The 14483-nt window shown below is 70.5% G+C and carries 12 protein-coding genes; 7 read left to right on the top strand and 5 right to left on the bottom strand.

The genetic code is table 11. The features are described from left to right. Positions 1-70 precede the first annotated feature (70 nt). The 4 genes from AC5677_RS06520 to AC5677_RS06505 all read right to left on the bottom strand — a co-directional run bounded on the left by AC5677_RS06520 (position 71) and on the right by AC5677_RS06505 (position 4828). Entirely contained in the window at positions 71-1306 is a 1236-nt protein-coding gene (locus AC5677_RS06520) for a class I adenylate-forming enzyme family protein (RefSeq protein WP_497194052.1), read from the bottom strand. 6 nt (positions 1307-1312) lie between these two features. Next, entirely contained in the window at positions 1313-2791 is a 1479-nt protein-coding gene (locus AC5677_RS06515; RefSeq protein ID WP_497194051.1) for an amidase, read from the bottom strand. 100 nt (positions 2792-2891) lie between these two features. Continuing rightward, complete coding sequence (locus tag AC5677_RS06510) at positions 2892-4010, bottom strand: 3-dehydroquinate synthase II family protein (protein WP_497194050.1); 1119 nt, start codon at positions 4008-4010, stop codon at positions 2892-2894. Next, complete coding sequence (locus AC5677_RS06505) at positions 4007-4828, bottom strand: 2-amino-3,7-dideoxy-D-threo-hept-6-ulosonate synthase (RefSeq protein WP_497196528.1); 822 nt, start codon at positions 4826-4828, stop codon at positions 4007-4009. The genes AC5677_RS06510 and AC5677_RS06505 overlap by 4 nt, the downstream gene beginning before the upstream one ends. 359 nt (positions 4829-5187) lie before the next feature. Between AC5677_RS06505 and AC5677_RS06500 the strand changes: the two genes are divergently transcribed. From AC5677_RS06500 to AC5677_RS06470, 7 genes are all read left to right on the top strand, one after another. Next, complete coding sequence (locus tag AC5677_RS06500) at positions 5188-6384, top strand: FAD-dependent monooxygenase (protein WP_497194049.1); 1197 nt, start codon at positions 5188-5190, stop codon at positions 6382-6384. Positions 6385-7403: 1019 nt separating this feature from the next. Then, a complete protein-coding gene (locus AC5677_RS06495) occupies positions 7404-8468 on the top strand; it encodes an IS701 family transposase (protein WP_497196527.1) in 1065 nt (354 codons plus the stop codon). A 410-nt stretch (positions 8469-8878) separates the two neighbouring features. After that, positions 8879-9964 carry a 50S ribosomal protein L11 methyltransferase gene (locus tag AC5677_RS06490; protein ID WP_497194048.1) on the top strand — a complete coding sequence of 362 codons (1086 nt, stop codon included), beginning with the start codon at positions 8879-8881 and terminating at the stop codon, positions 9962-9964. Positions 9965-10003: 39 nt separating this feature from the next. After that, the gene (locus AC5677_RS06485) at positions 10004-11428 is read left to right on the top strand and encodes an iron-containing redox enzyme family protein (RefSeq protein ID WP_497194047.1); all 1425 of its coding nucleotides are present in this window, start codon (positions 10004-10006) and stop codon (positions 11426-11428) included. After that, entirely contained in the window at positions 11428-11748 is a 321-nt protein-coding gene (locus AC5677_RS06480; protein ID WP_497194046.1) for a Rieske 2Fe-2S domain-containing protein, read from the top strand. The genes AC5677_RS06485 and AC5677_RS06480 overlap by 1 nt, the downstream gene beginning before the upstream one ends. Positions 11749-11844: 96 nt before the next feature. Continuing rightward, positions 11845-13119 carry an ATP-grasp domain-containing protein gene (locus AC5677_RS06475; protein WP_497194045.1) on the top strand — a complete coding sequence of 425 codons (1275 nt, stop codon included), beginning with the start codon at positions 11845-11847 and terminating at the stop codon, positions 13117-13119. Between the two features lie 49 nt (positions 13120-13168). Next, entirely contained in the window at positions 13169-13825 is a 657-nt protein-coding gene (locus tag AC5677_RS06470; protein ID WP_497194044.1) for a LysE family translocator, read from the top strand. A gap of 17 nt (positions 13826-13842) precedes the next feature. Here the strand turns inward: AC5677_RS06470 and AC5677_RS06465 are convergent, their stop codons facing one another. Beyond that, the gene (locus tag AC5677_RS06465) at positions 13843-14397 is read right to left on the bottom strand and encodes a methylated-DNA--[protein]-cysteine S-methyltransferase (RefSeq protein ID WP_497194043.1); all 555 of its coding nucleotides are present in this window, start codon (positions 14395-14397) and stop codon (positions 13843-13845) included. Positions 14398-14483: the final 86 nt, after the last annotated feature.

Genomic DNA, 14483 nt, shown 5'->3' with positions numbered 1-14483 from the left:
ACCGCCGGTTCGGAAACGGTTGCATCCCGGGCCGAAAGGCGGCCCGGGATGCACTTCCGGATCATCGGATTCAGTGGGCGAGGGAGCCGTCGCGGCCGAGAAGCCGGACGACGGCACGGTCGGTGACCTGCCGCTGCGTGGCGTCGGCGGTCAGCCCACTCCGGTCGGCGAGCGGGTCGAGCCGGCCCAGCAGCCGCAACGCCCCGCCGGCCGGATCGACCTCGACCAGGTCACGGGTGCACAGCCAGCCGCCCGGGTCGGGCCCGCCGTCCGCGAGGAACCGCGCGGGCGGTTCCTCCGGTGCGAGGTACGGCGAGCCGGGCAGCCGTACCTGCAGCTCCCCGGAGACCAGCCGGACGCGGACGCCGGGCGCCGGCACGCCGACCGTCCCCGGCCCGTGCACCCCGGCCGTATCGACGGCGATGATGCCGGTCTCGGTCGTGCCGTACGCCTGGCCGATCCGCACCCCGAAACGCTCGGCGAAGCGCGTGGGGACCTGCCGCTCCAGCACGTCACCGGCGGAGACCGCCGCCCGCAACCGGGGCAGCGGCGGCGGTGCGCCGTCGTGGTGCGCGAGGGCCGCGAAGTGCCCCGGCGCCCCGAGGACCGCGTCGACGTGATGCGCCCGGCAGGCCTCGAGCACCGCCCGGGGCCCGGTGTCCCGGGCGAAGACGGTGACCGCGCCGGTGTTCATGGCATGCAGCAGCCCGCCGATGAGGCCGAAGGAATGCTCCGGCGGCGCCAGCACCAGTGCCTTCTCACCGTCGTGGGGCATCCCGCCGATCGCACGGAAGCGCCCGAGTTCCGTGGTGAGGGACTCGGGCGTACGGCCGATGGCCTTGGCGATGCCGGTGCTGCCGGAGGTGAACTGGACCAGGCAGTGCGGGGTCTCGGCCGGGCGGCCGCCGACCAGCCGTCGGACCAGGACCTCGCACTCGTCGTGGAAGGTCCCGGCCGCCCACCCCGGGGCGTCGAAGGAGAGGTGATACTGCGGCCGGCAGCGGTCCAGCAGGGTGCCCAGCTCCCGGCCGCGCAGACCGGGCCCCATCAGCATCACCTGGGCGCCGCACGACCACAGAGCGAGCAGCGCCCACGTCTGGGTGAAGCTGCGGGCACCCTGCAGGGCGACGGTGTTGCCCGCCCCGATGCCGTACGACCTCAGGGTGTGACGCAAGGACGTGACCTGGGCGCGCAGTTGGCCGTAGGTGACCGTGCTGCGGGCGATCGCCCATGGGGCGTCGGACGGCCGGGTCTCCAGCAGTCCGGCGCCCCACCAGTCGGTGTCCCGACGGGAAGTGAGGGACACCGTGACTCAGCCTTCCCGCTCGCGCCGCAGCTCCAGGCGCTCGTAGCCCGCGTGCCAGGGACGGCGGCGTTCCACTGCGGCGCAGGCGGCGACGACCTGAGGCTCGTCGAAGCGCCGGGCGGCGACCTGGAGACCGACCGGGAGCCCGGCCGGGGTGAAGCCGGCGGGAACCGTGGCGGCGGGGCTGCCGATGAAGTTGTACAGACCCGTCAGACACCATCCGACCAGCGGATTGACGCTCTGACCCGCGACCTGGGAGGGGCCCACGGTGGTGCGGTCGGCGGCGTTGGGTATCCGTGCCACCGACGTCACCGGGCTCACGATGAGGTCGTACTCGTCGAAGACGTCCTCCAGCGAGTCGAGGAGTTCGCTGCGCAGGACGTCCTCGAGGCGGTAGTCGACGGCCGAGGGACGCGCGCCCATCTCCAGGAGCTCCAGGTAGGTGGGCGCGATGCGGTCGCGGTGGGCGAGGACGTCCACGCCGGCGCGCCGCATACGGGTGATGAACTCGACCTGGCGGACGGCCTGCATGCGCCGCCACAACGCCGTGAACTCCTGGTGGGGGCGCGGGAGTTTGATGTCGACCTCGACGACCTCGGCGCCGTCGTCGATGAGCGCCCCGAGCGATTCCCTTACGACCGCGGCCACATCGGGTTCGACGGGGAAGCCGCCGAGGTCGGGGGAGTAGGCGACGCGCAGGCCGGTCAGCGGGCGCCGCAGCGCGTCCGCGAGGCGCTCGGGTGCGGCGGGCAGCGAGTAGGGGTCCCGGGGGTGCGGACCGGCCATCACCTCGAACATCAGCACCCCGTCCTCGACGGTGCGGGTGACCGGGCCGTAGCACACCATGGGGTTGAGCAGGCCGAACGCATTGGGCCGCACCACGGTGGGCACCCGTCCGAAGGTGCCCATCAGGGCGAACACCCCGCACAGGGACCCCGGGACGCGCAGTGAGCCGCCCGCGTCGGACCCCTGCGCGAGGGGCACCAGCCCTTCGGCGACGGCAGCGGCGGCGCCACCGGAGGACCCGCCCGCGTTGGCGGTCAGGTCGAAGGGCGTGCTGGTGGGCCCGAACAGGAAGCTGTCGGTGATGGCCTTGTGGCCGAACTCCGGGGTGTTCGTCTTGCCGATGACGATGGCCCCGGCCTGCTGGAGCCGTTCGGCGCTCACGCCGTTCGCCTCGGGCACCGTGTCCTGGAAGGCGTACGACGCCTGCGTGGTGCGGATGCCCGCCACCGGGTCGAGGTCCTTGATTCCGATGGGGAGACCGTGCAGCGGCGGCAGCGGGGCGCCGGTGAGCACCTCGCGCTCCGCGCGGCGGGCGGCCTCCAGGGCCTCGTCGGCGCAGACCGTGACAAAGGCGTTGACGGCGGGGTTACGGCGTTCGATGCGGTCGAGGCAGGCCTGGACCAGTTCGACCGGGGACAGTTCACGGCGGCGGATCATCCCGGCCAGGCGGGTGGCCGGCTGATAGGCGAGTTCATCCATGGTGCGACTTCCCTCTACTTCGCGCGCGGCCGGCCCGGACGCCCCCGTACGGGACCTGGGAGTCGGCCCGTACAGTGGGCGCCCGAGCCGGCGCGCTGGCCTACTTCTCGACGCAGAACTCGCCGACCGGCCAGCCGACATGGCGCTGGTCGGTGGCGAGGTAGCCCATCAGCTTCTCGCCCTTCTTGAGCTCGGTGACGTTGCGCACCGCGTCCCCGGGGCCGAGGACCCGTACATGCCAGTCGTCCTGGACGGCGAGGCTGACCAGGGTGCCGTCCTCGGCGCGGGTCTTGATGGTCAGCAGCGGGCGCGATTCGAGCTTGACGCGGCCGACCACGACGCGGCGGGTGCGTCCGGTGGTGCTGACGGCCAGAACGGTGTCGCCGGCGCCGAGTTCGCTCAGGTAGTTGGTGCGGTTGTCGGTGCCGAGCACATACGACTGCAGGGCGCCGGCGTTGACGCGGAACGGACGGGTCGGCATGTAGGGCAGCGGATGCGTCTCACTGGAGCACAGGATGAACCCGTGGGAGTACGAGCCGACCAGGATGCCCTCGTCCTTGTGCAGATAGCTGCAGGTGTCGACGCACACCCGGTCGCCGAGGCCGCTGTGCTCGATGGACTCCACCGTCAGCTCGGTCAGCTGCAGCGGCGGGGTGTCGGTCTGGAGGAGCTCGGCGAGCTCCAGCACCTCGGCGACGGAGGTCGGCGCAAGGAGGATGCCCTCCGAACCCTTCTCCAGCACATCGAGGATGATCTTGGCTTCCTCCAGGGAGTCCGCCCGGCAGATCAGCTGGCCGGGGGCCTTGTCGGCCGCGGCGATCACGATCTCCAGCGGGATCTTGGTGGGGTCCTTGAAGGTGACCGCGGTGTAGGGCAGGGCCCGTGCGGCCGAGCACGCCAGGGTGAGCGAGGCATCGTCGTCGACCGGTACATGGGCGGCGACGGAGTCCTGGCCCTCGAGGGCACGGCCCTGCAGCACGGCGAGGCCGGCGGTGTCCGTGACGTCGGTGAGCAGTACGTCGTAGCCGTCCCAGCCCGCGGCGGCCCCGTCGCCGGGCCCCTTGGCGACCAGTACCTTGCGCACGGTCGGGGGGAGGGTGGCCAGGATCTCCGGTCCGTCGTCGACGATGCCGTCGATCCGGGCGTGCACGGCCGCCTCGACCAGCGCCGTGCGCTGGTCGGCGGAAACGGAACGAATGTCAATCCAGGCGAACTTCACATCGCACCTGCCAGTTCGGGTAGGGAGGTTGAATTCGGGGCGGTTTCCGGTCGTGGTTCATGGACGGCGGCGGCCAGCGTGCGTACCGCCTCCGCCGGGTCGGGGCTCAGGAACACCCGGCGGCCGACCGCGAGTCCGCGGCAGCCGGCGTTCATCGCGAAGTTCGCGAAATCGGTGAGGCCACGGCCGTCGCCGGACCCGCCGGCCACCACGACCGGGACCGGGGTCTTGGCGACGATGCCGGCCATGTCCTCCGCCGAGCCCGCGGCGACGGTCTTCACCAGATCGGCGCCGAGGTCGACGGCGATGCTCACCACATGCGCGAGGAGTGCGGGGTCGCGGGGGTCCTGGATGCGCGGCCCGCGTGCGTACATCATCGCCAGCAGCGGCATCCCCCACCGCTCGCAGCCCGCCGCGATCGCGCCGAGGTCGGCGAGCTGGCGTTTCTCGGTGTCCGAGCCGATGTTGATATGCACGCTGACCGCATCCGCCCCGGCGCGTACGGCTTCCTCGACGCCGCCGACGAGGACCTTGGCGTCGCCGTCGGGCGCGTGGGGAGTACTGGCACTGAGGTGGACGATCAGGGCGGCGCCGTTCAGCAGACCCGGTTCGATGGTGCGGGCGCGCCCCTTGTGCACGACGATGGCGTCGGCACCGGCGGTCACGACGTCACCGACGATCCGGCTGAACCCCGCGGCGTCGGCAATGGGGCCGTCGGCCACGGAATGGTCCATGGGTACGATGAGAAATTTTCCGTCGCCGGGCCTGGAAAGCCGGGTAAGGCGCAGCGATTTTCCGCTCAGGGGTAGTAGGGGCACAGCACCCTCCGTAAGCACGGGTGATACGGGAACCGTCAGTCGAAACTGCGGATTGATAAAGACCCGGAGAATGATGAACTCTTGGGTAACGGGCCGAACCAGGCCGGGTGAAAGATTTTTCGAGCGCTCCGGCTTCAGCCCGTGTGCGTTCCCGCCGGATACAGATTCTTAGGGCCCGGCGGCGTCCTGAGCAACATCCTCAAGGGCTCCGGCGCCGAATGGGGAGGAAGTCGGCGGCTACAGCGGTACTTCGCCGGCCGGGGAAGGTCAATTTCCCCGAAAACGCAACTGAGTTGCGCTCTCCGGTGTTCTGCGGATGAGAGTGCCTGCACGGGCACCGCGCCGTAGAGGAGGGGCCGATGAGGAAGGACACGCCACCACGCATCGCTGTGGTCGGAGGAGGGCTGGCGGGTCTGACGCTCGCGCTCGCGCTGCACCGGGCCGGGCTGGAGTGCCAGGTCCATGAGCAGGCGCCCCGGTTGGGGGAGGTGGGAGCGGGGCTCCAGCTGGCGCCGAGCGCGACCAGGCTGCTGCATCGTCTCGGGCTGGAGCCCGCGCTGCGGAAGTCGGCGGTGACACCGGAGGCCATGGAGTTCCGCCGCTGGGCGGACGGTTCGGTGATCAGCCGTGGGCTCCTGGGGGAGCACTGCGAGAAGCGGTACGGCGCGCCGTACTACGCGATGCACCGCGCCGATCTCCACCAGGCGCTGGTCGACGCGCTGCCGCCGGACATGGTGCGGCTGAACGCCCGGTGCACCATGGCGGAGGAGGGCGCGGACGAGGTCGTGCTGCGGTTCGCGGACGGCTCGGAGGCCGTGGCGGACGTCGTCGTCGGCGCGGACGGTATCCATTCCGTGCTGCGCCAGGCCCTGGTGGCCGACCGGCCGCGGTTCTCCGGACAGTCCGTCTACCGGGGGCTGGTCGACAGCCGGCGGATACCCGCCCTGGTGGCGGAGCCGCGGGTGCAGCTGTGGCTGGGTCCGGGGCGGCACTTCGTCTGCTATCCGGTCTCGGGCGGGCGGCTGGTCAACTTCGTGGCGACGGTGCCCACCAGCGGCTCCGAGGCGGAGTCGTGGTCACGCCGGGGCCGGGTGACGGACGTGGCCGCGGCCTACGAGGGGTGGTGCGAGGACGTCACTTCGGTCATCGCCGCGGCGGACCAGGTGAGCCTGTGGGCGCTGCACGATCGCGACCCGATCGAGCGGTGGAGCACCGGGCGGGTCACGCTGCTGGGCGATTCGGCGCATCCGATGCTGCCGTTCCTGGGCCAGGGCGCCAACCAGGCCATCGAGGACGCGGTGGCGCTGGCGGCCTGTCTGCGCGACGCCGCCCCCGGGGACCTCCCCGCGGCACTGCAGCGCTATGAGTCGCTGCGCCGACCGCGGACCACGCTGGTGCAGGAGCGTTCCCGGGGCAACAGCACGGCGTTCCATCTGGCGGACGGCGATGCGCAGCGTAAGCGCGACGCGGCGATGGGCACTCCCGCGCCGGACCGGCAGGACTGGCTCCACGGCTATGACGTCGAGAGCTCCCTGGCGAGTCATCAGCCGGTCTGATACCCGGCGCCATCTCCCGGCCTCCGGACGGCATCTGTCCTCCGGGGGCCGGGTTTTCCATGGCCCCGCCCGATTCCCCTAACCGAGCCCCGTGGGATATGGCCGGATTGCATCCGCCTCGACGGCGGCTTCCGGCGTCATCCGGAATGGCCTTTCCGCGGTGTTTCCTGAGGTCGGATCCCGCATGCCGTACCGCCGATCTTTGCCGTCAATTCTCCGCCCTACCCCTATGGAACACCGCGGAGCGCCGGAAGGTTGCGGAAGGCCCGCTTCAGGAACGGCATTCGAGTCAAACCGCCCGACCTGATCATTTCTCCGATCCGGGCACTTCTCGGTCCGTTCGGCAACCAGAGGGCCGTCCACCTGCACGTACGCTGTACCAGCTTGCCACCAAAGATCTCTTTCCATGGTGAACGCTTTACGTTCCATTGGGTTAGCTTTTAGTTGCCGAGTCTTCGGCCCGTGGGGTTCGCTGGGGTTGGTCCGGAAAGTGCGCAGGGGGCGCCTTCGTGCGATCGGTAAACAAACTGACTGAAAAGTTTGTTTCTGCCGCCGGCCGGACCATGCGAAGTAGCGGGGGGTTCACGACGTGACCGAGCCGGAGCAACCGGGATTCGGGCGAATGCATATGCGCGCTCGCAGATACCGGAAGGCATCTGTCCGTTTTCTTGCTGCCCTCTGAGCATTATTCATCCCACCTGGAATGAAGCACGTACCGCGCCAGAGCAGGCACGCGGCCATGTGGCCGTGCGCCCGACGGAGGAGCTCTAGTGATCGTTACCGAGTGCGCTACCAGACCGACGGACATTGCGTTATCGACCCCATCACCGAAGGCCTTGCCGACCGCGTCGCCGGACGCATCACCGACCGCGGAGAGCGCCCGGAACCCGGCATCCGGCGAGACGGACGGCGTCCATATACCGCCACCGCCGCCGGACAGCGGCTGGGAACCGCCCGCCGCGGGCGCAAGGCCTGCGCCCCGTGCCGACGACGCCCAACTGACGAAGGTCCTCGCCGAACTGGGGGAACGGATCGGCCCGCTCTTCGCCCGCCCGGAACCACGCGCGCAGGCGATGCAGTACGCCCTGGGCCTGCTCGCCGACGGCGGCCGCAGCAACACCTGGCAGCTCGCCCAACGGGTCGGGGACTCGTCACCCTGGCGGATGCAGCGCCTGCTCACGCGCGCCCGATGGGACGCCGACGCCGTCCAGGACACCGTCCGCGGCTATCTCGCCGAAAACCTGGGCCATCCCGACGCCACGCTCGTCCTCGGACAGACCGACGCCCTGAAGAAAGGAGCCAAGACCGTCGCCGCGGCCCGCCAGTACACCGAGCTCACCCGCCGCGTCGAAAACTGCCAGACCGCCGTCATGACCGCCTATATCTCCCCGCACGGCCGCGCCCTGATGGACCGTGAACTGCTGCTGCCGGAAGCCTGGACCGACGACCCGCAGCGATGCATCAAGGCGGGCGTACCCGAGGAGCGCCTCGCGTACCGGACCAAACCCGAGCTGGCCCGGACGATGATCGAGCGCGCCATGGACGCATCCATCCCCTTCCGGTGGGTGTGCGGAGGTCAGGACTACGGCCAGGACGAGACGCTGCGCGGCTGGCTGGAGGAGCGCGGCATCGGCTATGTCTTCGCCGTGCCGGCCAGGCGGCTCGGCGCCGCTTCGGCCGCCGCCGCCATCCCGAAGCAGCGCTGGTGGCCGTCCCCCGGAGTCCCGGGCGAACCCGGCACCATCCCCGGCAGATGGGCGCGGCTGACCGTGCCGAACACCTCGCACTGGGGCCCCGCGGCGCCCCTCTGCGAAGGATTCACCCGCTCGCTGCTGCTGCACCGCCGGCCCGACGCGCCGCGGACCGACTGCTATCTGGTGCACGCGCCCCGGGGCACCAACGGCCACACCATGGTCACCGCCGCCGCGGCCCGCTGCCATGCGCGGCGCCACCTGGACGAGGCCCGGCTGCACACCGGACTCGACCGGCACGAGATCCGCACCTGGACCGCCTGGTACCGGCACATCACGCTCTCCCTCCTGGCCATGGCCGCCCACACGGTGGCCCTGGGCCGGGCAGCCTGACAACGGCCGGCCCGCACCCGGCGCACGCACGTCTCCGCACGGGCGCATTCGCCTGCCCGTCATCCCGGTTCGACGCCCGTGGCGCCGCGCCGGGATGACGCCTGCCCGAACTCCGAAGGCTCCCTATTCCTTTTGCGGCGACCCGGACACCGGATTGTGCATGAGCAATCGGTGAACTGTCAGGGGCGCGTCAGTAACCGGCGGAAGGTGCCATCAAAACCCCACCGCCGACCCTTCATGAAATCTCCAAGTACCGCAGTAGGACCGCACTCCGAGAGGTTCCTTGCCCGGCCCCCGCGGCGGATGGTGTCCTGAGGATGAGAACGACCCGCTTCGCCCTCCATGGGCAATACATACCTCAGCGGCCGTCAATTCGGAAATTCATTCCGGAGGAGTGTGCAGACACTGCCATGAGTATTTCCGCCAACTCCCTGACCAACGGGAATACCGAATTCCGGGACGAGGAATTCACCGCGCTCGATCTCGACGCGTCTCCGGGGCTGCGTCTCGCGCTCGCCTCGCTGCAGACCCAGGCGCAGGAGCTGAACCGGCTGGTGACCGCCACGGTCGATGCCATGGCCCGGCCCCGCGAAAGCCTGTCCCCGCACTCCGCGGCCTTCGCCGAGATCGCTGCCCGGACGATCCCGCGCTGGCACTTCGCCATGCTCAACGACACCGAACGCAACGATGCCCTCATCGTGGCGCTGGAGCGCCGCATCCCGGCCGGCTCCCACGTCCTGGACATCGGCACCGGCACTGGCCTGCTCGCCATGGCCGCCGCGCGAGCCGGCGCCGGACGCGTCATCACCTGCGAAGAGAACCCGCTGCTCGCCGAGATCGCCCGTCAGATCATCGCCGAGCACGGCATGTCCGACGTCATCACCGTCGTCAACAAGCGCTCCACCCACCTCGAGATGGGCAGTGACCTGGAACGCCCGGTCGACGTCCTCATCTCCGAGATCGTCGACTGCGGACTGATCGGCGAAGGGCTGCTGCCCACGATGCGCCACGCCCGCACCCACCTCCTCGCCCCGGGCGGCATCCTCATCCCGGGCGCGGCACGGGTGTACGGCCAGCTCATCCACAGCGAGGTGGCGGACGGCCTCAACCGGGTGAGCAACGCCGGCGGATTCGACGTATCGCTGATGAACGCGGCGTCCACCCGCGGACACTTCCCCGTACGGCTGCACACCTGGCCGCACGAGATCCTCTCCGGACCCGTCGAACTCCTCGACTTCGATCTGCTCACCGGCCCGCTGGAGGCCGGCAGCCGGGTGATCCCGGTGCCCGCCACCGCCGCCGGGCAGGCCACCGCGCTGGTCGCCTGGTTCGAACTGGACCTCGGGTCCGGAGTCGTACTGCGCAACTCGCCCGACAATGTCGGGTCCCACTGGATGCAGGCCCTCATCCCGTTCGACAAGCCCATCCCGGTCAGCCCGGGAGAGCGGCTGGACGTGGAGCTGCACTGGACGGACTACAGCCTCTCCGCACGCTGAGCAACCGCACCCACCTCACAGGAAGGCCGACCTGATCCGATGAGCCACACTCCGTTCCCCTACGAACCCTTCGAGCTGCACGGCCAGGAACTGCGCGACGCGGTGGTCCGTTACGCCAGCAACCCCATCTACCTTGACAACGAGGAGTGGCAGAACGACGACAACCCCTACCGCCGCCAGCTGCGCCCGCAGGTGCTGCGGCATCTGGACCTCGACCGGGTCCCGGGCCGCGACGAGATACTGGACTACAGCAGCCTCGCCGTGCAGCGCCTGCTCACCAGCATCTACGAGGCCGATCTGGTCTTCCTGCCCAAGGGCGGCCTCAAGGGCGCGGGCAAGTGGGAGGACTTCAAGCGCTTCTACAGCCCGACCAACCGGGTGCTCGGCGAGATGATCCGGCCCGCACTGGAGCGCTACGCCTTCGGCTTCCTCGACAAGGAGGTCGAGACCTCCGGGACCTGGACGGCCGAAAGCCTCGAGACCTACCTCGAATCCCTCAACGCCCATGAACCGGCCGGCCCCTCCCTCTCCGAGAAGGCCATCGCCAACTCCACCGACCGCGAGCGCGCGGCCCGCATGTGGCTCATCCAGTTCGCCCCGGACTTCCTCTCCGAGGCCTCGCCGATGATCCGCAATGTGCTCGGCTACTACGGCGCAGCCCAGTCCGAGTGGTTCAAGATCGTCATTGACGAGTACGGCTACGGGGTCCACGACACCAAGCACAGCCAGCTCTTCGAGCGCACCCTGGAGTCGGTCGGGCTCGAGACCGACGTCCACCGGTACTGGCAGTACTACCTCAACAGCAGCCTGCTGATGAACAATTACTTCCACTACCTGGGCAAGAACCACGAACTGTTCTTCCGCTACGTGGGCGCGCTCTACTACACCGAGGCCACGCTGGTGGACTTCTGCCGCCGGGCCACCGCCCTGCTCAAGGACGTCTTCGGCGACCGCGTCGATGCCCAGTACTTCACCGAACACGTCCACATCGACCAGCACCACGGCCGGATGGCCCTGGAGAAGCTGATCCGCCCGCTCGTCGCCGAGCACGGCGAACAGATCATCCCGGAGATCGTCCGCGGCATCGAGGAGTACCGCCGCATCCAGGATCTCGCCGACGAGGACTTCGCCACCCAGATCGCCTGGATGGACAACGGCCCCGAGTTCAAGAAGCTGCACGCGCCGGTGTGGGACGCCCTCTCCAGCGGCCGCGTCACCGCCCCGGTCGCCGACATCGTCGAGCCGTACGGCGAACTGTCCAACACCCACTGCCACGACGGCGACGAGCTGTGCCACATCGTGTCCGGGACGATGAAGTTCGTCTCCGGCTTCGACTCGCACCAGATCCTCGAAGCCGGCGAGGGCACCGTCATCCAGCGCAACCGGCTGCACGGAGCGATCATCGAATCCGACGAATGCGTCTACCAGATCCACTCGGTGGGGGACTACAAGAAGTGCATGTAGTGACGTTCTCCGTGGCCGGCCGGAACAACTGCGCGGTCGTGGCCGGCGAGCCGTATGTGTATGCGCGGACCGATGAGGGCTCCTTCGTGATGCGGGCCCGCTGCCCGCACCGCGGCGGTCCGCTGCACCTGGCCGAACTGGCCCCCGAGGGCAACCGGCTGGTGTGCCCGTGGCACGAGCGCAAGACGTCGCTGACCCGGCTGCGGCAGGAGATCCCCGCCGTACGCAGCGGCGACATCGTCACCGCGGTCTTCCCCGGCCTGCCCGAGGCCGAGGTCAGCATCGGACACCGGCCGCTGTCGGCGGACCTGGCGGGCTGACCGCGCAGTGCGGCCGGGGCCCTCCGGTCCCGGCCGCCGCCGGCCGACCGCACACCGCGAGCCCATCACCCACCGAGCGGACAAGGAACACCAGCTGTGCCTCCCCATCCTCCCGGCAGTCCCGCCGTCATCGTCGATCCCTTCTCCTCCGGTGGCCTCTACGCACCCGCCTTCCGCGCCGCGGGCGTGCCGACGGTGGGGGTCGTCTCGTATCCGGAGATCCCCCAGGCCTACGCCGGGTCCTTCCAGCCGGCGGACTTCGACGAGATCCTGACGCTGACCGGCGACGAGGCCCCGCTCGTGGAACGGCTGCGGGCGCTGCGGCCACGCTGCATACTGCCGGGCGCCGAGATCGGCGTGGAACTCGCCGACCGGCTGGCGGCCCAGGTCGTGCCCGATGTGGCGAACATCCCCGAACTCGCGGCTGCCCGGCGCCACAAGTACGCCATGGCGCAGGCCGTCTCCGCCGCCGGGCTGCCCGTGATCCGGCAGCTGTGCACCGACGATCCGGACGAGGTCGCGGCCTGGCTCGACACGGCGCATCTGACCGGCCACGACCTCGTGATCAAGCCGCCGAAGAGCGCCAGCACCGACGGCGTGACCCGCATCGCCGGCGGGCACCACTGGCGCCAGGAATTCGAGGCCCAGCTCGGGCAGCTCAACCAATGGGGAATCCGCAACGACCAGATGCTCGTGCAGGAGTACGCGATCGGCACCGAATACGTCGTGGACGTCTTCAGCCACGCGGGCAGCCACACCGTCACGGACGTGTGCCGCTACCGCAAGGTCGACAGCGGCGGGCAGATGGCGGTGTACGAATCCATGGACTGGGTCCCCGAGGACCGCCCCGAGGTCCCGGAACTGGTCCGGTACACCCGCGGTGTGCTGGACGCGGTCGGCTTCCGGTGGGGCGCCGCGCATGTCGAGGTGATGATGACCGCCGACGGGCCGCGGCTGATCGAGGTCAATGCCCGCCCGCACGGCGGCGGCCACCCCCGCTTCTGCCGCGCCGCGACCGGCGACAGCCAGGTCGACCGGGCCGTGGCGTACTTCACCGGCACCCGCACCCTGCCGTCCGGCTACGAGCTGCGCCGACGGGTCCGCGTGGTGTTCCTGATCAGCCGGTCCTCCGGAGTGGTGCGCAACGCCGAAGTCCTCGACGCCATAAGGGAGGTGAAGAGCCATCACGTCTCCGCCGTGCCGGTGCGCAACGGCGACCGGATCGCCCCGACCAAGGACCTCCTGGGCACGCTCTCGCTGGGCTTCGTCGTCCTCGCCCACGAGGACCCGGAGCAGCTCGACGCCGATCATGCGGAAGTCCGCCGGATCGAGTCGCTGCTGACCGTGGAACCCGACGAGGACGCGGCATGAGCCCACCGTCCCCAAGGGCGACCGCCACCGGGCGCCGCCGGAGCCACCCATGATCAGCGGGTGGTTCCTGGGCAGCTCCCTTCTGGTGATCACGACTCCGGGGCCCGACGCCGCGCTGGTCACCCAGCTGGTGCTGCGCACCGGACGGCGCGCCCCCGCGCTCGCCGCGGCCGTCGGCATGCTCACGGCGGGAGCCGCCCATGCGACGCTCGCCATCAGCGGAGTGTCCGTCGTCCTCGCCGGCCGGCCCGAGCTGTTCACCGCCATCCGCTGGTGCGGCGCGGCCGTCATGCTGCTGTGGGGCCTACGGGCCCTGCGGTCCGCGCTGCGCCGCCCGCTCCCGCCGGACGCGCCGGGCCCGGGCCCCGACCGCGCGGAGCCGCCCCCGGTGTCCCTGCGGCGCTGCTGGCTGCGGGGGCTGCTCTGCACCGGCGCCAACCCCAAGGTCGGGCTGTTCCTGCTCGCATTCCTGCCGCAGTTCGTGCCGCCCGGTGATCCCCCGGCGCGCACGATGGCGGTGCTGGCCGCCGTCCATCTGTCGCTGGCGGCGCTGTGGCTGGCCCTGCTGAGCGGTGCCGTATATCTGCTGCGCCGCTGGGTGGCCGCGCGCCGGCCCGAGGCGGGCGCCGGAGCGGCGCGCGTCGTCGAGGCCGTCGTGGGGACGGTGTTCATCGGCTTCGCCGTACGCCTGGGCCTCGGCGGATGAGCTCGCGCATCACCGGCTCAGCCCTGACATTCCAGGGCGAGCAGAAAACGCTTGGCCTGCACACCGCCCGCGTAGCCCGTGGGCCGGCCCGAGGCACCCACGACACGGTGGCAGGGCAGCACGACACACAGCGGGTTCGCTCCCAGCGCCTTGCCCACCGCCCGCGCGGAGCCGGGACGGTGCACCGCCGCGGCGAGCTCACCGTAGGTGGCCGTCCCCCCGTACGGAACGTGCTCCGCGACCGCCAGCACCACCTGCTTGCTGAAGGGTGTCGCCAGGCTCGGATCCAGCGGCAGGGAGAACGCGCGCCGCTTCCCCGCGAGGAAGTCGTCGAGCTGACCGCGCGCCTCGCTCATCACCCCCAACTGGTCCGGGCTGGCCGCGGCTTCGTCCAGACACTCCCGCGCACCCGCCGTCAGCCGCTGTCGTACCGTCTCCGGCGGGAAGAAGCCGCAGTACAGCAGCGCTTCATCCGTGGCGGCGAGCGCCAGGCGGCCGATCGGTGTGTGGTGTTCCGCGACGACCACTGCGCCCACCGCTTCGGGCACGGCGCCCCGGCTCTTGGCATGCATGACGTCTTCCTCCCCGCTGAGTGACATGACTGGATGTCCCTTGTTCCGCGGCTCCTGACACGCCGCTGGTTCCCACCCGGCGCGAG

The sequence above is a fragment of the Streptomyces sp. JLSY215 genome, assembly GCF_059682825.1.
The sequence above is the reverse complement of the archived record's forward strand: the minus strand, read 5'-3'. Positions and strand labels throughout refer to the sequence as shown.